The organism is Streptomyces hokutonensis (assembly GCF_042751305.1).
Lineage (GTDB): Bacteria > Actinomycetota > Actinomycetes > Streptomycetales > Streptomycetaceae > Streptomyces > Streptomyces hokutonensis_A.
Genome location: NZ_JBHYWD010000030.1, coordinates 55,411 through 82,226, shown reverse-complemented (window position 1 = coordinate 82,226; position 26,816 = coordinate 55,411). Strand labels below are relative to the sequence as shown.

Genomic DNA, 26,816 nt, shown 5'->3' with positions numbered 1-26,816 from the left:
ACCGTCGATACTCAGTGCGCGCAGAATCCGAGAGCCTGCCTTCACCTGGACATGGCCGGAGAGGCAACCATCCGTCGCACAATCAGCACACCTCCCGAACCGACGCCCGCCGCACCGGGCGTACCCGCCGACGACACGACGGCGGACCCCGCCTGTGCGGACGACTCGTACAGCGATGACGAACCCCTCTGATCTCGGCCCGATCGAATCCTGAACGTGACGAATAGGGTGCCCCTTGCTGTCCTTCTCGCTGTCCTCAAGACGTGCGCGCGTGCGCGCTCCCCTCTCCCTTCTCATAGCCGGCTGTCTCGGCGCCGGAGTTCTCGCCGCGATACCACCGGCCACCGCAGCCGCGGCCACCCCCAGTTCCTCCGCATCCGCCTCGGACGCCGACTCCTCCAAGGCCTCCGACCTGCTCAACGCCGTGCCGCAGGACAACGTCCCGCAGAACTACGTCCCGGCCGGCTGCAACAACTCCAGCCTCAAGGACGGCGTGGCCCAGTGTTTCGCCGACGTGCGCACCGACTCCGACCACATCGTCCGGCCACAGGCGAGCGCGCCCCCGTCCGCGGCGCTGGGCCCGGCCGACATCCAGGCGGCTTACAGCCTTCCCGCCACAGGCGGGGGCCGGACCGTCGCGATCGTCGACGCGTACGGCAACTCCCACGCCGAGGCCGACCTGGCCGCGTACCGCACGCACTACGGGCTGCCCGAGTGCACCACCGCCAACGGCTGTTTCCGCAAGGTCGATCAGAGCGGCGGCACGGACTACCCCGCCGACGACGCGGGCTGGGCACTGGAGACCGCGCTCGACCTCGACGCCGTCTCGGCCGCCTGTCCGGCGTGCAACATCCTTCTCGTGCAAGGCGATTCGGCGAGTCTGGACGACCTGGGCACCGCGGTCGACACCGCCGTACGCCTCGGCGCCAAGTACGTCTCCAACTCCTACGGTCTGCCCGGCGAGAGTGCCTCCGAGACCGCGTACGACCACCACTACGACCATCCCGGAGTGGCCGTGGTCGCGTCCACCGGCGACACCGGCCATGTCCAGAACTGGCCCGCCACCAACCCCGACGTGGTGGCCGCCGGCGGCACCCGGCTGACCCGCACGCCGGACACGGAGCGCGGTTGGACGGAGTCCGCCTGGACCTCCGGCGGATCGGGCTGCTCGCTGTACGAGGCCCAGCCCGTCTATCAGAGGGGGCTCACCACCGGCTGCGACACCCGCGCGACGGCCGACGTCTCCGCGGTCGCCGACCCCGCGACCGGTCTGGCCGTCTATGACACGGTGGGCGAGGACGGCTGGCTGCAGGTCGGCGGCACCAGCCTCTCCGCGCCGCTGATCACGGCGATGTACGCGCTCGCGGGCACCCCCGTCGAGGACACCTACCCGGTGACCTACCCGTACATCAACGCCTCCGGGCTGACCGACGTCACGACAGGGTCCAACGACGACTGCGGCACCGTGGTGTGCACCGCCGGCGCCGGCTGGGACGGCCCCACCGGTCTCGGCACCCCGGTCGGCGTGTCCGCGCTGGCCTTCGGCGCCCATGGAACGCTGTCCGGCCACGTCACCGACAGCACGTCCGGCGCCCCGCTCGCCGGTGCGGCGCTGGACATCTCCGAAGAGGCGGCAGACGGCCGGGAGTACCACGTCACCACCGACGCCGAAGGCGCCTACGACCTTCCCGTCGCGGTGGGCGAGTACCGGATCACCGCCACCGACTTCGGCTACCGGGAGAACACCCGCTCCGCGGTGAGCGTCGCCGAGAACCAGAGCACCACCGCCGACCTGACCCTGGTGAAAGTGCCGACCCGCACGGTGTCCGGCACGGTGAAGGACGGCAGCGGGCACGGCTGGCCCCTGTACTCGAAGATCACCATCGAGGGCTATCCGAACGGCGCCGTCTACACCGACCCCTACACCGGCAAGTACCGCGTGGAGCTTCCGGAGAACGCCACCTACGACGTCCACGTGGCCCCGGTCTACCCCGGCTACCGGAGCACGGACCTGAGTGTCCCGGTGGGCACGGCCGACGTACGTACCGACGTCACGCCGGACGTCGACCGGACGGCCTGCGTCGCACCCGGCCAGGCCTACCCGGGCGCGGCCGACTTCGAAGGCTGGACCGGCACCACGCCGGAGCACGGCTGGACGGTCGTCGACAACGGGACGAGCGGCGCCACCTGGGACTTCGCCGACAGCCTGCTGGCCAACTACACGGGCGGAACCGGGAACTGGGCCACCGCCGACCCCTGGGGCCGGGGCGGTGTCCACGAGGACACCGAACTCGTCTCGCCCACCTTCAGCCTGGCAGGCCAGAACTCACCCGTTCTCGGCTTCTACGCCCTCTACGCCGCCAGCAAGGACTCGGTGGCCGACGTCGACCTCAGCCTCGACTCGGGCGCGACGTGGACCACGGTGTGGCACCGGGACACGGCCGAGTACCTGGGCCACGCCGAGGTTCCCCTGCCCCAGGCGGCCGGTGCGAAGCACGTGAAGGTGCGCTTCCACTACTCCGGCAGCGGTCTGTCGATCTGGCAGCTCGACACCGTCACCGTCGGCTCCTGCGCGGCCGTGAGCGGAGGAATCGTCGCCGGAAAGGTCGTCGACGGCAACACGGGCGGTGCCATCACGCCCGCCACCGTCACCGACACCGCCGACAGGTACACGACGGCGACCACCGTGGCGACACCCGACGACCTTGCATCGGCCGACGGCTACTACTGGCTGTTCAGCGCCCCCGCCGGACGGCACACGTACCGGACGGCCGCCGCCCGCTACACCACCTCGACCGGCACCCTCAGCACACGGCCGGACAAGGTCAACCGGTTCGACCGCACACTCAAGGCGGGCCGCCTGGCGGTGAGTTCGGGCAGCCTCTCCGTCAGCGAAACCCTGGGCGGATCGGGCAGCAGGAAGGTCACCTTCACCAACAAGGGACAGGCGCCGCTGCACGTCGACCTCGGTGAGCAGAGCACCGGTTACACCTCGCCGGACGGCATCTCCACGTCCACGTCGGACACGTCGGCGGGCGCCCCGACGCTGCGCGTCAAGGGCAACTACTCGCCCGGGCCGATGAGTTCCACCTCCCCGGCCGCCAAGAGCACATCGAGCGACCAGCCGGCCACGGCATCCGCAGCGGCTTCGACCGGGTCCTGGACCGGCATCGCCGACTACCCCGAGCCCGTCATGGACAACGCGGTGGGCACCTACCGGGGCAAGGTCTACTCCGTCGCCGGAATCTCAGGTCTCTTCGGCGGGGAGTACCTCGACCGCGGCTATGTGCACGACCCGTCCACCGACGCCTGGACACCCATCGCCGACCTCCCCGAGGCCCTGGAGTCACCCGGCGGGGCGTTCGTCGACGGGACCATGTATGTCGCGGGCGGCTGGACCGCGGACGGTGCCCGCGCCACGCTCTACGCCTATCACCCCACCACCGACACCTGGACCCGTCTCGCCGATCTGCCCCAGGCGATCGGTATGCCGAATGTGACCACCCTCGACGGCAGCCTGTATGTCATCGGCGGCTGCACCGGAGCCGGCTGCGGAGACAGCGTCAGCACCGTCTACCGCTACACCCCGGCCACCGACACCTGGACCCGCCGCGCCGACTACCCGCTCACCATGGAACGCGGCGCCTGCACCGGCATCACCGGTGAACTGGTCTGTGCCGGCGGCATCACGGTCGTCGGCGGCGGGGTCGCCACCCCCAAGGGGCAGACCTACCGCTACAGCCCGTCCGCCGACACCTGGACCCGTGCGGCCGACATGCCCTACGCGAGCTGGGGCGCCACCGCCAGCGGGAACGACGGCCAACTCCAGGTCGTCGGCGGCATCGTCGGAACGGCCGCGGTCAACACCGTCACCCAATACGACCCGGTGTCCAACACCTGGTCCAGCCTGCCGAACACCGGATCCGCCGTCCTCCGGGCCGGCGGCGGCTGCGGGATCTACCGCGTCGGCGGCATGACCGCGTCCCTGAGCACCGCCTCCTCGGCCGAGGTCCTGCCCGGCCACGACCAGTGCGACGGCGACGACGTCACCTGGCTCTCGGCGGACAAGACCTCGTTCGACCTCGCCCCAGGCCGCTCCACCACGGTCACCGTCCGCGTGGACGCCTCCGCCGTGGCCACGGCCGGCACCTACAGCGCCCGACTCACCTACAGCACCGACGCCCCCTACGCCGGAGCTTCCGTCAAGGTCAGCCTCAAGGTCACGATCCCGCGGAGCTGGGGCCACCTGTCCGGAACGATCACCGACAGACGTACGGGAGCGCCGCTCGCCGGAGCCACTGTCCTGGTCTGCCCCGTCGCGCACGGAGGAACGGCCGGCTGCGACCACCTCGCGCACACGGTACGCACCGACTCCGCCGGCCACTACGACCTCTGGCTGGATGCCCGTCCGGGCCCACTGCGGATCACGGCCTCCGCGGCCGGCCATCGCCCGGCATCCAAGGAGGTGACCCTGCTGCCGGGCGGCGCCACGACGGCCGACCTGTCGCTGACCGCGACCTGACCCCACCGCCATTCGCTCACGTCCCGCCCACCCGGACGCTCTGTCCGGGTGGGCGCGGCTTCGCCCGCTCGCCCAGGTCCGTGGGACGTTCGGTTCCGGTCCACAGGCGGTGATGGGCGGGCCTCAGCCGGACTGTCGGACGATGACGTGTGCCGGTTCGGGGGTGGCGTCGGCGGCGGGCAGGCCCAGTGCGGTGCGTGCGGAGATGCGGCCGAGGGCCTCCGCGTCGATGTGCACGGTCGTCAGAGCGGGTGAGAACAGTGCTCCGTGCGGAGAGTCGTCGAACCCGATGACCGCGAGGTCCTGCGGGGCCCGCAGGCCGAGCTGCCGCATCGCGGCGAGCGTGACGAGCGCGACGTCGTCGTTGTAGGCGGCGAGCGCGGTCACCTCGGGATGTTCGGCGCGGAAGGAACGCAGCCGTTCCTCGGCGGCCCCGAGGTCGCCGGGAAGGACGAGGGTGGGGCAGCCAGGCAGGTCCGCGGCTTCGACGGCCCGCCGCATCAGCCGCTCGCGCAGACCGGCGAGCGCCTGGAGTTCGGGGGTGTCCGGCAGCACGGTGGCGATGTTCCGGTGGCCTTGCCCGGCGAGATACCGGACCGGCACCTCGGCCTGCGCGGAGAACGCGATGAGGGATGCCCCGGTGTCGGCGGTGATCGTGTCCGCGCGACCGGAGTCGGCCAGGTCGATCACGGCCCGCGCGGAGACGGCCTGTGCCACGTCGGAGAGATCCTGCGAGGACAGGTGGCCGTGCAGCACCAGCAGCACGTGGTGGTGCGCGGCGAGCTCGGCGTCGAGGCCCCGGATGTAGTTGCCGAGGCTGCTGCCGGTGGGGATGCCCTCGACGTTGAGCAGGACGATGCGGGACGCCCCTGTGCGCAATGCCTGCGCCGAACCGTTCGGGACGTAACCGAGTTCGCGAGCGGCCTGCCGCACCCGTTCCCGCGTCACCTCGGAGACGTGCCCGGCCGCCCCGTTCAGGACGAAGCTCACCGTCGTCTGCGAGACGCCACTGGCCCGGGCGACGTCCTTGGCCGTCGCGCGCGTGGACTTGATCACTCACTCGCTCCTTGGGGGCGGAGGCCGTGGGCGGGCCTTCCGCGTGCGGTCCGATCCGGGGCTTGTGGGGTGCGGGATGCGCTGGATACCGTACCGCAGGCAGTTGGTAATACGTTTTACCAGCCGTGGGGTTCGTGCCGCGGACCGGATTCGAGGAGAGCGCCCATGAAGCTCGACATGATCGACCCGGAGCTGCGCCGCAGCGTCGCACGGATACCGCGGCTGCCACTTCGCCAGAAGTGGGGGCGGCGCCTTGTGCGCGCCCTGACCGTCCGGCGGAGGACGGGCGGGCCGGTCGAGGGCGTCGACGTCGGCATCCTCGGTGAAGATCGGGGCCTGCGCGTGTACACACCGGTGGGCGGTGGATCGGGAGCGGCGCTGCTGTGGGTGCACGGCGGCGGGTACCTCATAGGCGATGTCGCCCAGGACGACGCCTTCTGCGCCGTGACAGCATGCGAGCTCGGCGCTGTCGTTGTCTCGACGAACTACCGCCTCGCACCTGAACATCCCTTCCCCGCTGCTCTCGACGACGTCCTGGCCGCGTGGCACCGGCTGCTGGCATCGGCCGAGGACCTCGGCATCGACCGGGAGCGTGTCGCAGCCGGAGGTTCCAGTGCCGGCGCGGGGCTGGCGGCCTGCCTGGTCCAGCGGCTGCACGACGACGGAGGGACCCAGCCGGTCGCGCAGTGGCTGTTCTCCCCGATGCTCGACGACCGCACCGCCGCGCGCCGCGAGCTCGACCCGGTACGGCACCGGGTGTGGGACAACGCCGCGAACCGGACCGGTTGGGGCGCCTACCTCGGCGCCGAGCCCGGCGGCCCCCGGGCACCCGACCACGCGGTGGCGGCCCGGCGCGCCGACCTCAGCGGTCTGCCCCCGGCCTGGATCGGCGTGGGCGACATCGACCTGTTCACCGACGAGTGCCGCACCTACGCGGAACGCCTGCGCGACGCGGGCGTGGACTGCACGTTCGACCTCGTCCCCGGTGCCCCGCACGGCTTCGAAGCGTGGGCCCCCGACACACATGTCTCCCACGGGCTGCTGGAGCGCGCCCGCACCTGGCTGGGCGCACGGCTGGTTGGCACGACCTCGCAGGTGCGCGGAGGCGAGGTCGCATGATCCGTACGTCCTTCAACGACGGCTGGCAGACCCGGACCAAGGTCAACCCCTTCGCCGAACTGGCCGGCACGCAGGCGCCCTTCCGGCCGGTGACACTGCCGCACGACGCGATGATCGAGCGGGAGCGTACGGCCCCCGGCGGCGAGGCCACGACGGAGGGCGGCGCCGGCGCCTACTTCCCCGGCGGGGTCTACGAGTACCGCAAGACCTTCGCCGTCCCCGAGGAGTACCGGGGCAAGCGGGTCCTCGTCGAGTTCGAGGGCGTGTACCGGGACGCCACAGTCCACATCAACGGGAACTACGCCGGGCAACGCCCCTTCGGGTACTCGCACTTCTTCATCGACGCCGACCGTTTTCTCCGCTTCGGCGAGGACAACGAGATCAAGGTCGAGGCACGCGCCCACCGGGATTCGCGCTGGTACACCGGCGCGGGTATCTACCGTGACACCTGGCTGCTGGTCGGAGAGGTGGTCCGGATCGCGCCCGACGGGGTCCGCGTCACCACCCCGGACATCGACGGCGGGCGGGCGGTGGTCGAGGTCGCGACGAGGGTCGAGAACGACTCGATCGCGATCCGTACGGTCGACGTCGTCACGGAGATCCGCGATGCCGACGGAAGCACCGTGGCGAGTGACGCGTCGAAGGCCACAGTGCTGCCTGGCGAGGCCGCGACGGTACGCCAACGCCTTTACGTCCGCGACCCGTTGCTCTGGAGCCCGGACGCTCCCACCCTGTATGCCGCCACCGTGACCCTGAAGGACCTGGACGCCGAGACCGTCACCTTCGGCATCCGTTCGCTGCGTCTGGACCCCGAGTACGGACTGCGGATCAACGGCCGGACGGTCAAGCTGCGCGGCGCGTGCGTCCACCACGACAACGGAGTTCTGGGCGCTGCGACCTTCGCCCGCGCCGAGGAACGACGGGTCCAACTCCTCAAGGCGGCCGGGTTCAACGCCATCCGGATGTCCCACAACCCGATGAGCAAGGCGATGCTGGACGCGTGCGATCGCCTCGGCATGCTCGTCGTGGACGAGGCGTTCGACGTGTGGACGTCCGGCAAGAGCGAGTTCGACTACAGCCTGAGCTTCCCCGAGTGGTGGGAGCGCGACATCGAGGCGATGGTCGCCAAGGACTACAACCACCCCAGCGTCGTCCTCTACTCGATCGGCAACGAGATCCCCGAGACCGGCACACCTTTCGGTGCCGCGTGGGGGCGCAGACTCGCCGAGAAGGTCCGGTCCCTGGACCCGACACGCTATGTCACCAACGCCGTCAACGGCATGCTCGCCGTCCTGTCCGAACTGGGCAGGCTGCGCGGACAGTCACCGCAGTCGACGGACGAGGACACGGACAAGGGCATCAACACCCTCATGGCCGACGCGGGGGACATGATGAACGCGATCAGCGCCTCCGGCCTCGTGACAGAGAAGACGGCCGAGTCCTTCGCCGTACTCGACGTCGCCGGCATGAACTACGCCGAGGCCCGCTACGCCCTGGACCGTGACCTGTACCCCAACCGGATCATCCTCGGCACCGAGACCTTCCCCACCCGCATCGACGGCAACTGGCGCCTGGTCGAGCAACACGGCCACGTCATCGGCGACTTCACCTGGACCGGCTGGGACTACCTGGGCGAGGTCGGCATCGGCCGCCCCCAGTACCTCACCCCGAGTGCCCCGCGACCCTCCTACACCGCCCCCTACCCCTACCTGGTCGCAGGCTGCGGCGACCTGGACATCACCGGCCACCGCCGCCCCGCCTCCTACTACCGCGAGATCGTCTTCGGCCTGCGGCACGAGCCCTACATCGTGGTCCGCCGCCCCGAACACCACGGCAGGACGTGGGCCGGGACGCCCTGGGCGTGGAGCGACACCGTCGCCACCTGGACATGGCCCGGCTTCGAAGGCGAACCGGTCACGATCGAGGTCTACGGCGACGCCGACGAGGTCGAACTCCTCGTCAACGGACGCTCGTCGGGGCGACGACTGGTGGGACGGGACCACCGTTTCCGTGCGGAGTTCGAGACGGAGTACGAGGCCGGAGAGCTCCTGGCGATCGCCTACCGGGACGGCATCGAAACCGGCCGCCACGTCGTGCGCTCCGCGACCGGTCCGGTGCGGCTGTGTGCCGAGACCGACCGCCCGGTGATCAAGACGGACGGCGGCGACCTCGCGTACGTCTCGCTCACCCTGACGGACCCGGACGGCACTCTCCACACCGCGGCCGATCGCCCGGTGCGCCTCGAAGTCTCCGGCACGGGCGTCCTGTTGGGCTTCGGAAGCGCCGACCCGTCCACCGAGGAACGCTTCGACGCCACAGAACGCCGTACCTACGAGGGCCGCGCCCTGGCCGTTCTCCGACCGACCGGCCCCGGCGAGATCCACCTCCTCGCCACCGCAGCCGACTGCGACCCGGTCGAAGTCCTGGTCGTCGCCGAACGGTAGCCAGGCCGGCGGCGCGTGCACCGTCCGTCAGGCGTCGAAGCGGCGGCGGGCGGCCTCGATGTGGCCGAAGTACTGGTGGGTCCAGCCGCACATTCCGTCGACCGTTGCGCGCAGGGCCTGCCCCGGCTCGGTGAGGGTGTACTCGACCCTCGGTGGGACCGTGGGGTACACGGTGCGCTCGACCAGGCCGTTGCGCTCCAGCATGCGCAGGTTCTGGGTGAGCATCTTGTGGCTGATGCCCTCGATCTCGTTGCGCAGCTCGCTGAAGCGCAGGGTGCGGTCACCGAGACCCTCGACGATCAGGAACGCCCACTTGTTGGCGACGTCGGAGAAGATCTCCCGGGCCAGGGAGCCCGCACGCGCCAGGTCTGCGTCCTCGGGGGAGCCCGTGAACTGCTTGGTCACCATAAGGTTCTCCAGTCACCGAAAAGTGCGTTCTTCCACGTCAGCGAACACTCTCCTATGGTCCCTGAGTAACCACAAGAGACCGAGAGCCGCTGGGGCGTCGTGGACGCGAGCCCACAGGCGGCGCTCAGGACGAGGAGAAGGCAGCATGGCCATCACTTTTGTAGACCCCAGCGGATTGCCCACGATCGATGTCTACCGGCAGGTGTCGATCGCATCCGGGTCGAGGCTGGTCTTCGTCGCCGGTCAGGTCGCCTGGGACGCCGAGGGAGTCACGATCGGCGAGGGCGACCTCGCCGCCCAGGTCGAGCAGAGCTATCTCAACATCGGCACCGCCCTGGCCGAGGTCGGTGGCTCCTTCGACCACGTGGCGAAGCTGACCTTCTACGTCGTCGACTGGACCCCCGACAAGATGACCCCGCTCCTGGAGGGGATCTCCCGGGCAGCCGCGAAGCTGGGCATCACCCCGGCCCCGCCGACCACACTGATAGGCGTTGCGGCCCTCGATGTCCCCGACCATCTGGTCGAGATCGAAGCCACCGCGGTCCTTGACTGAACAGGCGCTCCTGGGACAAACGCAGTCTCGGACCGGTCATCTAAGCGTCCGAGGGAAGCGGGTACGAGCCGGTCCGGTAGCGGCTGCGGAATTCGGCGAGCAGTTGGTCGGTCGCTTCGGCGCCGGCGCTCACGGCGGCGTGGACGTCGCGGAAGTAGTTCTCGTAGCCGGCCGGGGTGTAGAGGCACAGGGCTCGCGCGGTGGCCGGGCCTTCGTTGCGGAAGCCATGAGGGGTGCCGCGAGTCGCGGCGAGCAGATACCCCGGGCCGGCTGTCACCTCGCCGTCCCCGGTGTGGAGGGTCAACTCGCCTTCAAGCACGTAGAAGTACTCGTCGTGTCCTTCGTGTACGTGGGGCCTGGCACCGATGGTGCCCGGCGCGAGGCTGAACTCCTCGAAGGCGAAGCGTCCCTCCGTCTGCTCGCCGGTGAGTCGGAAGAAGTGCGCGACACCGGCGACGTCTATGAGCTCGCCGTCCGAGGGGTGGCGCAGGAGGGGGCGAGGCGCACCGCGGGAAGGTTTGTCGGTCATGGTGTCATTGTCGCCCGGCGATTCTCCTTGATCGCTCGCAACGTGACGGCGAGATGGTCCAGCTCTTCTGTCGATGGATCGCGTCAGCGACGCCAGGGCAGTCCCGTGGTGGCGGGACCGTTCGGATCGGTGAGGGCGGCGAGGATGGTCGCGCAGATCTCGGTGAAGGCGCGGGTCTGCTCGCTGCTGAGGTGGTCGAAGATCGCGGCGCGGACGGTGGTGACGTGTCCGGGCGCGATCCGTGCCAGGGCGGCCATGCCCTCGTCCGTCAGAACGGCGAACTGGGTACGCCTGTCGGTGGAGCAGTTCTCGCGGCGGACCCAGCCGTCCTCCTCCAGCCGGCGGGCCGCATGGGTGAGCCGCCCGCGGGAGATCGTGAGCTGCTCGGCCAGGTCCGTCATCCGAAGGCGTCGGTCGGGGGCATCGGAGAGGCGCACCATCACCGTGTAGTACAGGTGCATGATGCCCGCCGTGCTTCTCAGCTGCTGGTCGATGGTGTCTTCCAGCAGGGCGCTGGCGTTGCAGTAGGCGGCGAGGATCAGCGGGAATTGGTCGTCCTGTCGGTGCCGGGCGAAGTTGAACACCGTGTCCGCGAACGACAGCAGAAGCCCCCGTGCCTCCTCGGTAAGCCGACTGGGTCGGCAACCGCGATCGCAGGGAACAGTGCGGCCGGCAGAGCCCGCAGCCCGGTGGTCCTTGTAGCCGACGCCGTGGGCCGACGAGAAGCGTTCGTGGTCGGACATTGCCGCGCGGACGTGGTCGTAGCGGGGGAGTACCCAGGCGTCGTAGGCGGACAGCAGTACGGCGGGGTAGGGGTCGTGCAACGCATCGTCGGCGAAGAAGCCGACGTCGGAGGTGGGCAGAGGCAAGGTCGCACGCATCGACGACACTCCTTCGAGCTGCTCGGGCTACGACGGAGCTCCGGAGGCGGGAGAGGGGCTGAGCTGTCGGCACGGGGGTGTGTGCAACGAAGAGAGCGAACCTGCGTGAGTCGGTATTCACACCTGCGGTGAGCGTGAGCTCACAACCGCTCCCGTCGCGTCAAGCCCCGTGCGCGCACTTGTGTGCCACGGCGAGCCGGGCGGTCAGCGGCCTTCCGGGGTGCCGAGGAGGTAGGAGATGACGGCGGTCTGGAGGTGGCTGCGCAGCTCGTTCCAGGACAGCGGGCGGTCGGACTCCAGGAACTCGCCCTGGGTGATGCGGTGCGCGATCGTGGCGTAGACCAGGCGGAAGGCGAAGTCCAGCGCGGCCGCGGGATCCGGGTGTGCGAAGGGGATGTGGCGCAGGGCCTCGGCGAAGTTGCGGTTGCCCTCGACGCTGACGCGCGAGCCCTCGACCCGTACCGCTTCGTGCCGGGTGCCGAGCAGCAGGAAAACGCGCAACAGGGCCTCGTGCGCCCGGAAGGCGTCGGTGATCGCGCCGACCGCTTCGGCGATCGCCACGGCCGGATCGCGCAGGAGGCGCAACCGCTGCACGGACATGCGTTCCGTGATCTCGGCCTGGAGGTTCTCGGTGAAGGCGTGCTGGATGGCGAGCAGGAGTCCTTCCTTGTCGCCGAACCGGCGGTAGATGCTGCCGACCGCCATGCCGGCCCGTTCGGCGACCGCGGCCACGGTCAGCGCGTCCACGCCACCCTCTTCGAGCAGCGTGTACCCGGCCTGCATGAGGTCCTGCTGCGAACGGCGACTGCCTTCACGGAGGGCGGCGGGCCTGCGGGTGGGGGACTCGGTCATTCGCGCAGTTTATCGACCGGGCTCTTGACGTCCATGTTGCCGTTGTGTGAATCTCAATTCACTCCAACTGTGAATCCAGATTCACACGAAGTTGCGGCACGCACCGCACGGTCGAGCCGTACCCCTCTCCCATCCACCATGACCCCTCGCAACTGCGCGGGGCTGTCTCTGGAGGTGTCCGATGGCTCCGCGCTATGACATCGCCGTCGTCGGCTACGGTCCGACCGGACTCGCCGCGGCGTCCCTGCTCGGCCGGCTCGGCCACCGCGTGGTGGTCTGTGAGCGCTGGCCGGCGCTGTACGGGCTGCCCCGGCTCACCCACATCGACGACGAGACCGCACGTACGGTCCAGGCGGCGGGTGACGTCGACGAGGCGCTGCGGGACTCGTCCCCGTGCGAGTACCTGTGGGTCAACGGCAAGGGCGAGACGCTCGTGCGCATCCCGGCGAACCCCGACGGCCCGATGGGCTATCCGGATCACATCTCCATGTACCAGCCGGATGTGGAGCACGCGATGGACAAGCGGCTGCGCGGTTACGGCACGGTCGACGTCCGCCAGGGCTGGGCGGTCACCGGCCTGGACCAGGACGACGACGGCGTCACCCTCCGCCTGGGCGGCTGGAACGCCGAGACCGGCTGTGCGGACGGCCCGCGCGACGAGGTCCGGGCCCGCTATGTGATCGCCGCCGACGGCAGCCGCAGCGGGGTACGGGAGCTGCTCGGAGTGAAGCGCGAGGACCTCGGGTTCAACGAGCAGTGGGTCAACATCGACACCGAGTGGCTGCGGCCCCAGCCCCCGGAGTTCGCCTACGGCACCCAGTACTGCGACCCCGCGCGCGGGCACATGACCATCAACATCGGCAGCACCCGCCAGCGCTTCGAGTTCGCCCTGCTGCCCGGCGAGACCCGCGAGGAGATGACCACCCCGGAGACCGCCTGGCGGCTCCTGCGCGACTACCACGGCCTGGGCCCGGACGACGTGCGGATCACCCGCCAACTGGTCTACGGCTTCGAGGCGCGCATCGCCACCCGCTGGCGCACCGGCCGCGTCTTCCTCGCCGGCGACGCCGCCCACACCATGCCTCCCTACCTCGGCCAGGGCGCGTGCAGCGGGCTGCGCGACGCCACCAACCTCGCCTGGAAACTCCACCTCGTCCTCGGCGGGCAGGCGCCCGAGGCTCTCCTCGACACCTACGAGAGCGAGCGCCGCCCGCACGTCACCGCCCTCACCCACGCGGCGATCGGCCTCGGCAAGGTCGCCAATACCCACGACGCGGAGGCGGCGGCGGCCCGGGACGCGGCGTTCTTCGCGGGCAAGGTGCCTCCGCCGCCTCCGTTCCCGCCCCTTGCCCATGGAGTACTGCGCCAGGGCGCGGACGCACCGGTCGGCATCCTCACTCCGCAGGGCCGCATCCGTCTGGCCGACGGGCGCACCGGACGGTTCGACGACCTGACCGGATACGGCTTCACCCTGGTCGCCGCCGAGGACCCCGCCACTGCCCTCGGCCCGGAGCGGCTCGCGCGGCTGGAGCGCCTGGGTTGTGCCGTGGTAGCCCTCGACACGGTGGACGACCTCGACGGACGGCACCGGGAGTTCCTCCAACTGCTCGGTGCCGTCGCCTACTTGGCCCGCCCCGACTTCGTGCTGTTCGGTACGGCGACCGACCCTGCGGACCTCGCCGCGCTGGTCGACGATCTCGACGCCGCGCTCTCCGGAACGGTCGGAGCCGCCGTATGACGACCGGAGATCCTGGGGCGGGGGACGCCCTGCCTCCGCTGATCGCGGCTCAGCACAGGGCAATGCCCTTCACCCGGCTCATCGACTGTGGCATGGACCAGGCGGACGCCCGCCGGTTGCTCGCCGGCGCCGGCGTCGCACTCCCGTGGCAGGACGCGGCAGCGATACTCGCCGACACCCAACTGGAGCGTGCCCGCCTCGCGGAGACGAACGGCCACGACGTCACCGCTCGACAGGCGCGCCGATACGCAGCCGCGGCCCTGATGTTCGCGCAGATGGCATACCAGACCGACACGGCGGAGAAGCGGGAGCTCTACGCCCGGCACACGGCTGTGACCTCCGCCCTCGTACCCGACGTGGAGCGCGTGGAGATCCCGTACCGCGACGGCGTCCTGGGCGGGTGGCTGTGCCTGCCGGCCGGCCCGCCCCGCGCCACGGTGATCGTGTGGGGCGGGCTCAGCGGCTGGGGCGCGGCGTATCTGCCGGTCGCCGACGCCTACACCGCGCGCGGCCTGGCCTGTCTGCTCGCGGAAGGGCCCGGTCAGGGTCAATCACGGCTGCAGCACGGGCTGTACGTCGACGAGCGCGTCACCGACGGCTTCGCCCGCTTCGTCGACCTGGTCGAGGCCGATCCCCGCCTCGGCGGCGCCATCGGCATCCAGGGCATCAGCTTCGGCGGACTGTTCGCCGCCCATCTGGCCGCCGCCGATCCGCGCGTCGGCGCGGTGGTCGTCAACGGCGCACCGGCGGTCCCGACCGTCCCGGAATTCCGCACCGCCCGCGAGCAGATGGCCGCCGTGGTCGGCACGGACGACCTGGACCGGGTGGCCGAGGTCATGGACGGTCTGCGCTTCGACCCGGACAAGGACCGCATCCGCTGCCCGCTGCTCCTGCTGCACGGCGGTCGCGACCCGCTCGCCACCTACGAGGACCAGGAGCCCTTCCTGCACGCCGCGGACCCCGCCGCCGCGACCGTCCGCATCTGGCCCGACGGCGAGCACACCCTCTACAACCACGCGGCCGAACGCAACGCGCTCACCGGAGACTGGTTCACCGACCACCTCACCGGCCGGAGCACCCCGAAAGGTTAGGACCACCAGTGGACTTCACCGTCGAGACCGCCACCGACGCGGTGGTGGAGAGCTCCGGGAGACCAGGGACCAGCGGCTGCGGCAGGTCATGACGAGCCTGACCCGCCTTCGAGGGTTTCGCCGGCACCGGCGACTCGGGCTTCCGCGACGAGATCGAGACCGAAGAAGCCCTCGCCTGAGCCCAGTTCCTCGCGCACATGAGCACGGACGACGACCGGCCGGCCCTGATCGGGCCGGCCGCAGCGGAGGCCGAGACCGGGCTCGCCGAGTTCGCCCGCCACGCCGCGTCTTGCCTCCGCACTAGCCGGCGATGACCGTTTTCAGGTCACGCGCTGTCGGCAGGCAGCGTCGGGTAGTCGGTGTAGCCGCGGTGGTCGCCGCCGTAGAAGGTGGCCGCATCAGGGGTGTTGTAGGGGCCGCCGGCCGCGAGCCGGGCGGGCAGGTCCGGGTTGGCCAGGAACAGTGCGCCGAAGGCGATGAGGTCCGCGGTGCCGTCCTCGATGCGGGCGAGTGCGCCGGGGCCGGTGGTCTCGGGGTGGGTGAAGGGGTTGAGGATGAACGCCGTCGGCCAGTCCTTGCGCAGCCGGGCGGTCAGGTCGCGGTCCGGGCTCTCGACCAGGTGCAGGTAGGCGAGGTCCAGCCGGGCGAGTCCGGCGGTCAGGGTGGTGTAGGTCTCCAGCACGCCGGCCGGGTCGGTCTCGGCGATGTCGTTGTAGGGGTTGCCGGGGGAGATGCGGAAGCCGGTCCGGTGGCCGCCGATCGCCTCCGCGATGGCCGTGGCAACCTCGATCCCGAAGCGGGCCCGGTCCGCGGCGCCGCCTCCCCAGCCGTCGGTGCGCAAATTGGTGTTGGGGGCGAGGAACTGGTGGATGAGGTAGCCGTTCGCCCCGTGGATCTCAACGCCGTCGAAACCGGCGGCGATCGCGTTGCGCGCCGCGTCGGCGTAGTCGGCGATGGTCTGGGTGATGTCGGCCTGGTCCAGTTCCTTCGGCGTGACGTAGTCCTGGGGGCCCTGGTGGGTGAACACCTGGCCCGCCGCCGCGACGGAGGAGGGGGCGACGGGGAGGAGTCGGTCGGGCAGCAGGCTGGGGTGGCTGATCCGGCCGGTGTGCATCAGCTGCGCGAAGATCGTGCCGCCCCGGGCGTGGACGGCGTCGGTCACCTTCCGCCAGGCGTCGACCTGCTGGGCGGAGTGCAGGCCCGGGGTGTTGGTGTAGCCCTGGCCGCCCGCAGACGGCTGTATGCCCTCGGTGATGATCAGGCCGGCGCTCGCGCGCTGGGCGTAATAGGTGGCCATCAGCTCCGTCGCCGTGGCTGCGGGAGCGTCGGCGAGGCTGCGGGTCATCGGCGCCATCGCGATGCGGTTGGCGAGCGTCTTGCCGCTCAGGTCGATCGGGTCGAACGCGGTGGTCATGGCAGTTTCCTCCGAAGAATGGGTCAGGTGAAAGAGGCAGGCGGCGGCACGTTCCCTGCGGGGTGTCGGGGAACTCGTGATCGGCAAGGCCAGGGTGGGCCGCCGCTGGAAAACAGTCATAGGCGTCAGCTGCGGCCGAAGGCCGGCGCGGTGGCCACGCACGAGAGCGATGTGCTCGCCGAGGTCACCGAACGCAGGCTGCCGACCAGGAACTTGCGGACCGTCAACGCCCTGACGGACCCGACGGTCCTCGAGCCGGTGATCGCCGGTGTGACCGCGGGCTCAAAGGGGCGGCACAGTGCCGCCGGTCGGTCGCCTGTCCATGGGTGAGTGGGGTTGCCGCGTGGACAGGCGTGACCGTGGGCCTCAGGCCGTTTCGAGGAAGGGGTAGTCGGTGTAGCCCTCGGCGCCCGGCCCGTAGAACAGTTCGGGCCGCGGCTCGTTCTCCGGGTGGCCACCCTGCCAGCGGTCGACCAGGTCGGGGTTGGCGATGAGGGCCCGGCCCACGACCACGGCGTCGGCGTGGTCGGCCTCGATGTGCTGGAGCGCCTGCTCGCGGGTGGTCTGCCCCCCGAAGGGGCCGCTGTTGACGATCAGCTTGCCGTCGAAGCGCCGCCGCAGCTCCTGTACAAGGTCGCCGCCCGGCTCGGCGTGCAGTACGGAGAGGTAGGCCAGGCCCAGCGGGCGCAATTGGTCCATCAGGGTGCCGTAGGTGGCCAGGACGTCGTCCCGGTCGGTCTCGAAGACGTCCCCGAGGTCGACCTCCGGCGAGATCCGCAGCCCGACCCGCTCGGCACCGACGGCCTGCGCGACCGCCGTGACGACCTCGACAACGAAGCGGGCGCGGTTGTGCGGCGAGCCGCCGTACTCGTCGGTGCGCTGGTTGGCCGCCGGGGAGAGGAACTCCTGGAGCAGGTAACCGTTGGCGCCGTGGATTTCCACGCCGTCCGCCCCCGCCTCGATGGCCCGGCGGGCCGCGGTGACGAAGTCCTCCCGGGCTGCCTGGATCTCTGCGGTGGTCATCGCTTCCGGTACGGGGTAGGGCTGCTCGCCCTTCTCGGTGAACGTCTTGTTGTCGATGGCGATCGCGCTGGGGGCGAGGATGCGGCGGTCGCCGTTGATGTCGGGGTGGGTGCCGCGGCCGGCGTGCATGATCTGCAGGACGATGCGGCCGCCCTCGGCGTGCACCGCCTCGAACACCCGCTGCCAGCCGGCCGCCTGCTCGTCGGTGGCGATGCCCGGCTCACCGACATACCCCTGCGACGCGTGGTCGGGGTAGGTGCCCTCAGTGATGATCATTCCGACGCTTGCCCGCTGCCGGTAGTACTCGACCATCAGGTCCCCGGGAATGCCGGAGGAACCAGCCCGGACCCGGGTTATCGGTGCCATGACGATGCGGTTGGCGAGCTCGATCTTCCCGAGCGAGACGGGGGAGAAAAGAGACGGAACGGTCGAAGACGCTGAAATATCGACAGTCATGGGTTTCTTTCTTTCTGTAATACGGAGGAAAACGGGACGAAGGTCTGCACCGCAGGGGGTCCACGCCGTTCAGGCGGATGCGCGGATGCGGTCCTCTGGCAGGCGCGGGCCCGCCGACGGTGACGCGGTTCCATGACCGCGAACGGGATGTTGGGGGCGAACGCGGTGAGAGCCGCATGCCGTCGGCATCGACGCCGGTCAAGATCGGTGTCTGCAGGCCGCGTCGAGACCGACTCCCTCGTCGCGACCGGCTCCCTCCGCGCCCCCGCGAGGAGGACCGATACACGGCTTCACCTGGAACGCGCTTGCGGCGGCGGGAACAGCAATCGCAGTACTCCTCGTTCGCACCGGCCTGAGGCACTTCCGCCGGCCGATCGCCCATCGGACAGCCCGCTTCGGGAGAGCGCGGGGCTAGTTGAGCGGGACGTCCGCGACGGCCTTGAGGTGGCTGAACGTCTCGAGGGAGTACCGGCCGTGATACCGGCCCATGCCGCTTTCGCCGACGCCACCGAAAGGCAGGCCGGGCATGAGCAGCTGCATCACCGGCTGGCCCCAGGCGATGCCGCCGGAGGACGTCTCGTTCACGAGGCGCGACTTGGTGTCCTCGGAGGTGGTGAAGGCGTAGAGCGCGAGGGGCTTTTCGCGTTCGTTGATGAAGGCGATGGCGGCATCGAGGTCTTCGACTTCGACGACAGGGAGGATCGGACCGAAGATCTCCTCCTGCATGACCGGCGATGCAGGGTCGACATCGGTGAGTACGGTAGGTGCGATGTACAGGTCGTCACGGTCGTGCCGGCCTCCCACCGCCGCCCGGCCGGAGTCCAGCAGACGGGTGAGCCGGTCGAAGTGCCGCTCGTTGATGATCCGGCCGAAGTCGGGTGAGGTCTGCGGGGTGGAGCCGAACTGGGCTTCGACCGCGACACGCAGGGCGGGAACCAGTGCGGCGGCGGTGGCCGGATCGGCCAGTACGTAGTCGGGGGCTATGCACTGCTGCCCCGCGTTGCCGAACTTGGCGCCGACCAGCCGCTTCGCGGTCTCCTCCACGTCGGCGTCGGACGCCACGAAGACCGGCGACTTGCCCCCGAGTTCGAGCGTGACCGGAGTGAGGTTCTTGGCCGCCGCGGCCATGACGATCCGGCCGACCGTGCCATTGCCCGTGTAGAAGATCTGGTCGAAACGCTGAGCCAGGAGGGCCGTGGTCTCCTCGGCGCCTCCCTCGACCACGGTGAGCACATCCGCGTCGAAATACTGTCGCAGGAGGCGTGAAGCGACCGCCGAGGTGTGCACCGACATCTCGCTCGGCTTGGCCACCACGGTGTTCCCGGCGGCCAGCGCGCCGATGATGGGGTCGATGAGCAGGTGCAGCGGGAAATTCCACGGAGCGATCACCAGGACGACCCCGAGCGGGTCGTACGTGGTGTAGGCCGTGGTCGTGGGACCGAAGTGGGCGGGAACCTCCACCGGGCGAGGCTGAAGCCAGTTCTCGAGATTCGCCAGTGCCTCGTCGATGTCGGCGACGGTGAAGTCGATCTCCTGCGTTTTCGCCTCGGCGGCGTTCTTCCTCAGGTCCGCCCAGAGGGCTTCGATCAGCTCCTGCTCGTTCTCGACCAGCAGGGCCCGCAGCCGCTGCAGCTGGCTGATGCGCCAGTCCAGTCCGCGGGTGACGCCGGTGTTGAACGTCGCGCGAAGGCGGCCGACCACCTCCGCGGCCGTCTCGCTCTGGTGCGTCCTCGACTCGATCCCCTGTGTTGCGCTCATGGGACGTACTCCGTTCTTGATCCAGGCCACGCCCCGGCCGTCTTCCAGCCGGGCACAGTGGCCAGCGTGCTGGACGATCCGGCATTCACCCAGGTCACGGCTTTGCGTACGTGCGCGATGCCTACCACTGGTTGGGTCAGGAAGGTGTGCGTACGACCGTGGATACTCGAGGCATGGACGAATACCCCGACCCGGTGCACGAGCCCGCCGCCGGCGCTCTGGACCCGCGTGCCGAGCTCAGTGAGTTCCTGCGCACCCGACGCGCCCGGCTGAAGCCGGAGGACTTGGGACTGCCGGACTACGGGCGGTACCGGCGGGTACCGGGGCTGCGCCGCGAGGAGCTCGCGCAGCTGGCCGGGGTGTCCGTGGCGTACTACACGCGCCTGGAGCAGGGCAACGGGCGGCACGTGTCGCCGGAGGTCCTCGACGCCATCGCACGCGCCCTCAGGCTGAGCGACGCCGAGCACGCCCACCTCACACACCTGGCGAAGCCGAAACAGCAGAAGAAGAAGTCGGCCGGCCGCGCCCAGCAGGTGCGAGGTCCCCTGCGGACGCTGCTGGACACCATGGACGGAGTTCCGGCGATCCTCGTGGGGCGGCGCTCGGACATCCTCGTCTGGAACCGGATGGCCGCGGCGGTCTTCGGCGACTTCGCCGAGCTGCCGGCCAGGGAGCAGAACTGGGCGCGGCTGGTGTTCCTGAGGCCCGAGTACCGCGACCTGTTCGTGGACTGGGAGCACAAAGCCAGCGACGTCGTCTCTCAGCTGCGCATGGACGCCGGCTCCCATCCCGACGACCCCCGGCTGTCCGCGCTGGTGGGCGAACTCTCCGTCAAGAGCGAGGAGTTCAGGCGGCTGTGGGCCACCCACGACGTCAAGGAGAAGTGCCACGGCATCCAGCGCCTGCACCACCCGCTCGTCGGCGAACTCGACCTCCGCCTCGAGTCGTTCCACCAGGCCGACGCCCACGAGCAGATGCTCGTGACCTACCACGCCGAACCGAACTCCCCGTCGGCGGAGGCTCTGCGACTGCTGGCCAGCTGGGGCGCGGATGCGACCCGGGCGGGAACGGGCACTTCGTCGGCACGCACGGCTTCATGAACTCCCCATGGGCACCGGTAGTCGGCTGCGCGCCACGTCCGGCGTCCTTTCGCACGCCGGACGCCTCCGGGGGCGTCGGATTCAGGACGGCTCGGGTGGCGCGGGCATGCTGCGGTTGTGCAGGGGAATGACGGCGGCGCCGCTGCGCAGGTAGGTGTTCCCCTTCCGTAGCCGGCTCAGGTCGGCAGGCCTCCGGCGATGGTGCCTCCGGGATGGCGGGCGATGAAATGCACTCGCCAATCGATGACCGACATGACGCTGGACGATAGTCCACACCTGCATTCCCGGACATTGCCACGGCGGCGGCCGGACTCGGCGAGTCCCTCGTCCTGGACGGCGGGCTCGTCGTCCCGCGCGGCGGCCGGCTGGACTCCACCACCCTCCAGAGCCGCGCACGCCGCCGCGGCCCGGGAGCCTTCCAGACCGCTGAACTCCAGCCCGCCCATCTGATGGTCTTCGACATCCCGGAGGTCCGCGTCGCGGCTGCTCTCGTCCGCCTCTACGCCCTCCCCCTGACCCGCACCGTCGAACTCACGGACGATCACATTCGCCGCGACCAGGGGCATACCTACCTGACGGTCAACCACCGCCCCTTCGTGCTCCCGCCGAAGCTCGCGCGCCTCATCGACGATCAGCTGCACTACAGCCTCCGGCACAGCAAAGCGGCCTCGCCGACACCTTGAGCCACCACGGTCTTCCCGCCCCAAGACAGCCGAACGCTGGGCCACCCTTGCCGGCGGGAACCGGCCCGAATACTTGGCAGCGCGACGGGCCGCCCCGCAGAGTTGGGCGGTTGAGCAGGGCATTGTTGCGAGTCCGCGCTATTGGGGGATGGTGACCAGAATGCGGCCGTGGCCACCGCCGGCGTCGACGTGGTCGTGGGCCTTGGCGATGTCGTCCAGCGGGTAACGGTTGCCGACGGGGACGGTGAGGGCGCCGACGGCGGCGGCGGAGGTGAGGTCGCGGGCGGCCTGGCGCTTGGCCTCGGCGGGGAAGTCGTCGCTGCCGAGCAGCCGCAGGGTGACGTTGTTGAACAGCAGGGGCCAGAAGGGGATCTCGGTGCGGTCCGCGCGGGTGGCATAGGCGGCGATGACGGCCCCCTGGGCGGCGACGGCGTTGTCGAGATCGGCGTTGTCGGACAGCGCGACCTCGATGATCCGGTCGACGCCCCGCGGCGCGTACGAGCGGATGGCAGCGGCGGGCTCGCCGGTGTCCAGGGCGATGGCGTGGGCGACGGCCGGGTCGACGCGGTCGAGGTCCGCGGTTCGGCGGACGGTGGCGATCACGGTGGCGCCGGCCCAGTGTGCGAGCTGGGCGGCCAGGGAGCCGACGCCGCCGAGAACTCCGTGGACCAGGACCAGTTGGCCGTCGACCGGGCCGTCGGAGAAGACGGTGCGGTGGGCGGTGATGCCGGGGATTCCGAGGCTCGCGCCCAGCTCGTCACCGAGGTGGTCGGGCAGGGGTGCGGCCTGGTGGTCGGGTACGACGGTGTACTGGGCGGCCGTGCCGAAGGGGCGGTAGGACTGGGCGCCGTATACCCAGACCCGTTGTCCGACGCGGTGGACTTCGACTCCGGCGCCCACCGCGTCGATGACTCCGGCAGCGTCGCTGTGCGGGATCACCCGCGGGAAGGGCATGGACGAGCCGAGCCAGCCGCGCCGCTTCTTGGTGTCGCCGGGGTTGACGCCCGAGACGGTGACGCGGACGCGGACCTCGCCGGGGCCGGGGACGGGATCAGGGAGTTCACCGACCTGCAGGACATCGCCGGCTGGTCCCTGGTCGTCGTACCAGGATGCAAGCATGGGGGTACCTCCGTGGACAGTCAGTTCGCGGGAGCGGTGGGCGCATGCGGATCGCTGTCGGTGCATGCGGTGTCGAATGCGGGCGGCGCCTCCCCGAGGGTTTCGCGGAGCCAGGTCCGTTCGGCGCGACTGGTGGCGCGGGCGGTGAGCAGCATGCCCCGCCGGTAGGGGTCGGCTACCTCCTCGGCACGCAGGGGGCGCTCGTTGTCGTAGAAGAAGCTCGCCGGTTCTTCCAGGAACTCCAGCCGTCTGCGCAGCACCGCGTGCCGCTCGGCCACGTCGGGCAGGTGGGAGAGGAATGCCAGGACGACGTAGAACCGGGTGAAGTCGGTGATCTCGTGGTCGGCGGGCTTGCGCAGACGCTGAAGCATGTCGGCCCGCCCGGCCGAGGTCAGGCTGAGCACGTACCGGGCCGCCCCCGCGGCCGGGTCGGCGCGCCGCTCGATCAGACCCGCCCTGGTCAGGCGATTGATCGCCGGATACAGGCTGCCGTCACTGACCGGCCGCGTATAACCGGTCAGTTGAGAGACGCGGCGGCGCAGCTCGTGTCCGGGCAGGGGGCCATCGGCGAGGAAGCCGAGTATCGCGAGTTCCAGCATGAGGCCATCCTGACACAGACACATCGAATCGATGCACACATCGATTCGATGTTACGCTCACAGGTACCCGCCCAAACGTCTCCGGAGAGGCACAGCAAGATGCCATCGCAGTCCACCGAGTCAGTGATGAAGCGTTTCGTCGAGTTCATCAACACGGGCAACGAGGATCTCGCCCGCGAGGTCATTTCTCCGGACGCGGTGTTCCACGCACCCAGTCACCCGGAACCACTGCGGGGGCCCGATGGGTACATGGAAGTCATCGGGATGATGCGGGGCGCCTTCCCCGACGTCCAGTGGACGCTGGAGGAGACGGTCACCGAAGGCGACACCGTGGCCGCGCGGTTCACCATGCGGGGAACCCACGACGGTGAATTCCTCGGGATCCCGGCGAGCGGCAACAAGATCTCGGTGCAGGCCATGAACTTCTACTACCTGGCCGACGGCCGGATCGTCGGTGAACGGGGCCAGCCCGATCTCCTCGGAGTTATGCAGCAGATCGGTGCCGTACCGGCGCCGTGAACCTCGTAGCGCCGAGTGAGCCTTCTGCGGGCGGCAAATCGCTGCAGTAGCGCTTCGGCAAGATTGCCTTGCAGGCAACGCTCAGCCGCTCCACGACCGCTCCTACGGGTTTTCGCACCGGCTCGGCAACTGGGGTGGCCAGCGATCGTCGTTGTCCTCCTCGACGGCAGCCCGGCCAGCAGGCGTACGACCAGTTCGAACACCTCCCTCGTGCCCATGTGGTTGACGTGGGTGGGTGAGAGGAGAGGCGGCGCAAGCACGGCTGTCGAACGTAGGGGTCGCTCCGATCAGCGGGGGTTGAAGAGAGCGGAGGAGTTGGCCGGCCGAGCCGGCCGCTCGGCGACCCCTCCGCTCCGCCACGACGGTTCGTGATGTTCTGGCGGCGCGGTCGGCGCCTGATCTCCTGGGCGTGAGATGGAATCCGGCCCGTCACCCAGGGTCGGCGAGTTCCCTTGAATCGCTGCGGTCGGTTTGCGGTGCCCGGGGTCTGGCGCTGGCGACTGGAACCGGGCGAGGAATACCCCAGCCACCCCCACCAGGCCGGAGTGGTGGAGACCGTCAGTGTCACCTCCGGCCGGATGGCCCTGGTCGTCGACGGCACGGAGCACGCCCGGGTCCGGCGTCGACGAGCTGAGCGGCGCCGCCCGCGTCACAGGGACGCCGTAACCGCAGACAGCAGGCGCCACAGCCGGGTGCGGGGCGTGGGGTCGGGGATGGCCCGGTCGGTGAGGAAGGCGAACGCGACACCGGATTCCGGGTGGGCGAAGGCCAGGTGTCCGCCGAGGCCGTCGTGGCCGAACGAGCCGTTGCCGAGCATGGGCTGTCGTGGGGACGAGAGCCCGAAGACGGTGCCGAAGCGGGTCGGTTGGTCCACCAGGACCTCGTCGGGCCCGTGGACCTGCGGTCGGCGGACGCGGTTCACGGAGATGGGGGAGACGACGGGCAGCGGACCGTTCACCACGGTGGAGTACAGCCGGGCCAGTGACCTGGCGTCGAAGACGCCACGCAGTCCCGGTCGACCTGGAGACCGACGCCAACGAAGGCATCCTGGATGCGGCCGAGAACTGCCGGCGGAATGGCGGAACCGATCAATATCGGCCGTCCGGTCATTCATGGAGTGGTGGATTCCGTTCCACTTTCCTTGTTTTCCTGCGCGGTACCGGTCGTTGCGTCGTAAAACATTCTTATTTCTCCGCTATTTTTGGTCAACTCTCCCATGCGTTCTTGGGAACCCCGAAAGACGTCGTTACGATCAATGGGAGCGCGACGGGGTCGGCCTGGCGCGCCGAATTTTCGAGGGAGAGAAAATGCGCGAGTCAAATGACGAGCAGAAGATCCTCGAGGAGATTGAGGACCTCGACTCCCTGGAGGTTCTGGAGGCGGAGGACCTCGACGACAGTGTCGCGTTCCACGCGTTCCGCTTCCGTTCCTAGCGCCAACGCCACTCAGGCGTGATGCCGGTGGGCGGGCCGGGCGTCCGGCCCGCCCACCGGCGCGGTGACGTGTTGCGTACAGCGCCCGGCGTGTTCTGTCAGAAAGGTTTCACGGCCCCGGTGGGAATTTATTTTCAGTTGTTCCAGCATCGACGTTTCGCTGGACTCTGTTCCGGTCAGATTGTTTCCCTCATTGGTGACGCGTTTTTTCCCATCATTGTTGTCGTGGCCGCGGCCAAGGCAGGAACACCCGCGGAGACCATCGGCGCGGTGTTCGCCGCGCGTTTCATCGCGCTGGGCGGTGTTGTCCTCTTCAGCGGTGCTCTCCTGGACCGATTCGACCCGGTGCGGGCCGCAGTCGCCGCGGACTCCACGCGCGTCGTCGCCCTCGCTGCACTCGCCTTTCTGTGGGACGGGCGGCTGGACGCCGTCGTTGTGGCCGTGGCCGTAGTCGTCGGCCTGTGCGAGGCGGTGAGCGAGCCCGCACTGCTGGTCATCGCGCCGCGTGTCCTCGACGAGACGGGACGGACGGCCGGAACCGGGCCCACCGAAGCTGCCGTGCCCGCCGACGACACCGAGGACGCCGAGGTCACCGCCGCCTACGGACTCCTGGAAGGCCTGCGCAACCTCTCGGGTATGGTCGGCCCGGCTTTGGCGGCTGCAGTGGTCGCCGGGCTCGGCTCGTCCGCCGGCGCCGTCCTCGCCGCGGCCACCTTCGGACTGTCCGCCGTCGCCACGCGCTGGGCGGGCGCGCACCTGGTCGCGGGTTCCCGGTCCGGTGTTCCGGCGCGGAAGCCGGACCCCACGCAGGATGAGCCGCAGACGTCCCGATCCGACGGAGACGGTCCTGGCGAGGAGGAGCCCTCCCTCCTGCGCTCCGCCCTGCGTGGGCTGACCGTACTGTGGGGTATCCCCTGGCTGCGCAGTGTGCAACTCCTCGCCGTCGTCCATGTGGTCTTCGCCGTCGGCCCGTGGATGGTCGCGCTGCCCGTCTTCCTGGTCGAGCGCGGTCACAGCGCCACCCTCTACGGATTCGTCCTGGGCGCCTTCGCCATCGGCAATGCCGTAGGAGCCCTGGTCGGCGGCAGGATCGGCGGCCCGCGCCGAGGCCTGTACGCACTCGCCCTGCTTGCCCTGTACGGCCTGACCGTGCTGGCGCCCGTGGCGAGCGGCTCGCTCGTACTGCTGACCGCCGCCTTCGTCGCGGGCGGTATCGGTCAGCAGGCCTTCGACGTGGCCAAGATGACGGGACTGCGCAGGGACGTACCGCAGGAACTGCACGGCCGCGCCTTCTCGGCGGACTTCTTCTTCTCCTTCGCCTCCCTGCCGCTCGGCCAGCTCCTCGGCGCCGCCCTGCTCCGCTTCGCCGACCCCCGCACCATCATGCTGTGGGGTGGCGCCCTCGTACTGGTCTCGACCGCCGCGGTGACCCTGCGCGCGGACGTCCGTCGCTTCTCCTCCGCGCCGGCCGGCGCATCCGTTCCGGCTGTGCCGACACCTCTCGTGGAACGGTGATCGG

At 70.0% G+C, this 26,816-nt stretch carries 24 protein-coding genes and 1 pseudogene; 12 read left to right on the top strand and 13 right to left on the bottom strand.

Going from position 1 to position 26,816, the window contains the following annotated elements:
- The first annotated feature begins 271 nt into the window (after window positions 1–271).
- On the top strand, window positions 272–4,522 hold the full coding sequence (locus ACFXC1_RS45515; RefSeq protein WP_381254802.1) for a carboxypeptidase regulatory-like domain-containing protein: 4,251 nt from the start codon (window positions 272–274) through the stop codon (window positions 4,520–4,522).
- 123 nt (window positions 4,523–4,645) lie between these two features.
- Here ACFXC1_RS45515 and ACFXC1_RS45510 read toward each other — a convergent pair whose 3' ends face one another.
- Complete coding sequence (locus ACFXC1_RS45510) at window positions 4,646–5,578, bottom strand: LacI family DNA-binding transcriptional regulator (RefSeq protein ID WP_381254800.1); 933 nt, start codon at window positions 5,576–5,578, stop codon at window positions 4,646–4,648.
- A gap of 165 nt (window positions 5,579–5,743) precedes the next feature.
- Here ACFXC1_RS45510 and ACFXC1_RS45505 point away from each other — a divergent pair, with 165 nt between their 5' ends.
- A complete protein-coding gene (locus tag ACFXC1_RS45505) occupies window positions 5,744–6,697 on the top strand; it encodes an alpha/beta hydrolase (RefSeq protein ID WP_381254798.1) in 954 nt (317 codons plus the stop codon).
- On the top strand, window positions 6,694–9,141 hold the full coding sequence (locus ACFXC1_RS45500; protein WP_381254796.1) for a glycoside hydrolase family 2 TIM barrel-domain containing protein: 2,448 nt from the start codon (window positions 6,694–6,696) through the stop codon (window positions 9,139–9,141). Before ACFXC1_RS45505 ends, ACFXC1_RS45500 begins: the two co-directional genes overlap by 4 nt.
- A 27-nt stretch (window positions 9,142–9,168) precedes the next feature.
- Here ACFXC1_RS45500 and ACFXC1_RS45495 read toward each other — a convergent pair whose 3' ends face one another.
- Window positions 9,169–9,549: a winged helix-turn-helix transcriptional regulator gene (locus tag ACFXC1_RS45495; protein ID WP_280892056.1), complete on the bottom strand. Its 381-nt coding sequence runs from the start codon at window positions 9,547–9,549 to the stop codon at window positions 9,169–9,171.
- A 145-nt stretch (window positions 9,550–9,694) separates the two neighbouring features.
- Here ACFXC1_RS45495 and ACFXC1_RS45490 point away from each other — a divergent pair, with 145 nt between their 5' ends.
- On the top strand, window positions 9,695–10,102 hold the full coding sequence (locus ACFXC1_RS45490) for a RidA family protein (protein ID WP_381254793.1): 408 nt from the start codon (window positions 9,695–9,697) through the stop codon (window positions 10,100–10,102).
- 40 nt (window positions 10,103–10,142) lie between these two features.
- On the opposite strand, the gene ACFXC1_RS45485 is transcribed toward ACFXC1_RS45490, so the two are convergent.
- From ACFXC1_RS45485 to ACFXC1_RS45475, 3 genes are all read right to left on the bottom strand, one after another.
- Window positions 10,143–10,631 carry a cupin domain-containing protein gene (locus tag ACFXC1_RS45485; RefSeq protein ID WP_381254791.1) on the bottom strand — a complete coding sequence of 163 codons (489 nt, stop codon included), beginning with the start codon at window positions 10,629–10,631 and terminating at the stop codon, window positions 10,143–10,145.
- A gap of 83 nt (window positions 10,632–10,714) precedes the next feature.
- Complete coding sequence (locus tag ACFXC1_RS45480; protein WP_381254788.1) at window positions 10,715–11,512, bottom strand: MarR family winged helix-turn-helix transcriptional regulator; 798 nt, start codon at window positions 11,510–11,512, stop codon at window positions 10,715–10,717.
- A gap of 204 nt (window positions 11,513–11,716) precedes the next feature.
- A complete protein-coding gene (locus tag ACFXC1_RS45475; protein ID WP_381254785.1) occupies window positions 11,717–12,364 on the bottom strand; it encodes a TetR/AcrR family transcriptional regulator in 648 nt (215 codons plus the stop codon).
- Between the two features lie 181 nt (window positions 12,365–12,545).
- Here ACFXC1_RS45475 and mhpA point away from each other — a divergent pair, with 181 nt between their 5' ends.
- Window positions 12,546–14,102 (top strand): bifunctional 3-(3-hydroxy-phenyl)propionate/3-hydroxycinnamic acid hydroxylase MhpA, encoded by a 1,557-nt coding sequence (gene mhpA / locus ACFXC1_RS45470; protein ID WP_381254784.1) that lies wholly within the window; start codon window positions 12,546–12,548, stop codon window positions 14,100–14,102.
- Complete coding sequence (locus ACFXC1_RS45465) at window positions 14,099–15,193, top strand: alpha/beta hydrolase family protein (RefSeq protein ID WP_381254781.1); 1,095 nt, start codon at window positions 14,099–14,101, stop codon at window positions 15,191–15,193. Before mhpA ends, ACFXC1_RS45465 begins: the two co-directional genes overlap by 4 nt.
- 86 nt (window positions 15,194–15,279) lie before the next feature.
- Here the strand turns inward: ACFXC1_RS45465 and ACFXC1_RS45460 are convergent, their stop codons facing one another.
- Window positions 15,280–15,474 (bottom strand): hypothetical protein, encoded by a 195-nt coding sequence (locus ACFXC1_RS45460; RefSeq protein ID WP_381254779.1) that lies wholly within the window; start codon window positions 15,472–15,474, stop codon window positions 15,280–15,282.
- 44 nt (window positions 15,475–15,518) lie between these two features.
- Window positions 15,519–16,607: an alkene reductase gene (locus ACFXC1_RS45455; RefSeq protein ID WP_381254777.1), complete on the bottom strand. Its 1,089-nt coding sequence runs from the start codon at window positions 16,605–16,607 to the stop codon at window positions 15,519–15,521.
- Window positions 16,608–16,757: 150 nt separating this feature from the next.
- Here ACFXC1_RS45455 and ACFXC1_RS45450 point away from each other — a divergent pair, with 150 nt between their 5' ends.
- On the top strand, window positions 16,758–16,937 hold the full coding sequence (locus tag ACFXC1_RS45450; protein ID WP_381254775.1) for a hypothetical protein: 180 nt from the start codon (window positions 16,758–16,760) through the stop codon (window positions 16,935–16,937).
- Between the two features lie 36 nt (window positions 16,938–16,973).
- On the opposite strand, the gene ACFXC1_RS45445 is transcribed toward ACFXC1_RS45450, so the two are convergent.
- Both ACFXC1_RS45445 and ACFXC1_RS45440 read right to left on the bottom strand, forming a co-directional pair.
- Window positions 16,974–18,086 (bottom strand): alkene reductase, encoded by a 1,113-nt coding sequence (locus ACFXC1_RS45445; RefSeq protein WP_381254772.1) that lies wholly within the window; start codon window positions 18,084–18,086, stop codon window positions 16,974–16,976.
- A 411-nt stretch (window positions 18,087–18,497) separates the two neighbouring features.
- Window positions 18,498–19,844, bottom strand: a complete 1,347-nt coding sequence (locus ACFXC1_RS45440; RefSeq protein ID WP_381254770.1) for an aldehyde dehydrogenase family protein — start codon at window positions 19,842–19,844, stop codon at window positions 18,498–18,500.
- Window positions 19,845–20,017: 173 nt separating this feature from the next.
- Here ACFXC1_RS45440 and ACFXC1_RS45435 point away from each other — a divergent pair, with 173 nt between their 5' ends.
- Entirely contained in the window at window positions 20,018–20,944 is a 927-nt protein-coding gene (locus ACFXC1_RS45435) for a helix-turn-helix transcriptional regulator (RefSeq protein WP_381254767.1), read from the top strand.
- 176 nt (window positions 20,945–21,120) lie between these two features.
- On the opposite strand, the gene ACFXC1_RS45430 is transcribed toward ACFXC1_RS45435, so the two are convergent.
- From ACFXC1_RS45430 to ACFXC1_RS45420, 3 genes are all read right to left on the bottom strand, one after another.
- Entirely contained in the window at window positions 21,121–21,585 is a 465-nt protein-coding gene (locus tag ACFXC1_RS45430; protein WP_381254766.1) for a hypothetical protein, read from the bottom strand.
- A 180-nt stretch (window positions 21,586–21,765) separates the two neighbouring features.
- Window positions 21,766–22,746 (bottom strand): NADPH:quinone reductase, encoded by a 981-nt coding sequence (locus ACFXC1_RS45425; RefSeq protein ID WP_381254763.1) that lies wholly within the window; start codon window positions 22,744–22,746, stop codon window positions 21,766–21,768.
- Between the two features lie 20 nt (window positions 22,747–22,766).
- Window positions 22,767–23,345 (bottom strand): PadR family transcriptional regulator, encoded by a 579-nt coding sequence (locus ACFXC1_RS45420; RefSeq protein ID WP_381254761.1) that lies wholly within the window; start codon window positions 23,343–23,345, stop codon window positions 22,767–22,769.
- 126 nt (window positions 23,346–23,471) lie between these two features.
- On the opposite strand from ACFXC1_RS45420, the gene ACFXC1_RS45415 reads away from it, so the two are divergent.
- Window positions 23,472–23,864, top strand: coding sequence for an ester cyclase (locus ACFXC1_RS45415; RefSeq protein ID WP_381254758.1), 393 nt, complete (start codon window positions 23,472–23,474; stop codon window positions 23,862–23,864).
- Between the two features lie 485 nt (window positions 23,865–24,349).
- Window positions 24,350–24,472, top strand: a pseudogene (locus ACFXC1_RS45410) (cupin domain-containing protein); the annotation flags it as partial.
- A 41-nt stretch (window positions 24,473–24,513) separates the two neighbouring features.
- Here the strand turns inward: ACFXC1_RS45410 and ACFXC1_RS45405 are convergent.
- Window positions 24,514–24,978, bottom strand: a complete 465-nt coding sequence (locus ACFXC1_RS45405) for a serine hydrolase (protein ID WP_381254756.1) — start codon at window positions 24,976–24,978, stop codon at window positions 24,514–24,516.
- A 193-nt stretch (window positions 24,979–25,171) separates the two neighbouring features.
- Between ACFXC1_RS45405 and ACFXC1_RS45400 the strand changes: the two genes are divergently transcribed.
- Complete coding sequence (locus tag ACFXC1_RS45400) at window positions 25,172–25,297, top strand: hypothetical protein (RefSeq protein WP_267884975.1); 126 nt, start codon at window positions 25,172–25,174, stop codon at window positions 25,295–25,297.
- 21 nt (window positions 25,298–25,318) lie between these two features.
- Window positions 25,319–26,812, top strand: a complete 1,494-nt coding sequence (locus ACFXC1_RS45395; protein WP_381254753.1) for an MFS transporter — start codon at window positions 25,319–25,321, stop codon at window positions 26,810–26,812.
- Window positions 26,813–26,816 lie beyond the last annotated feature (4 nt).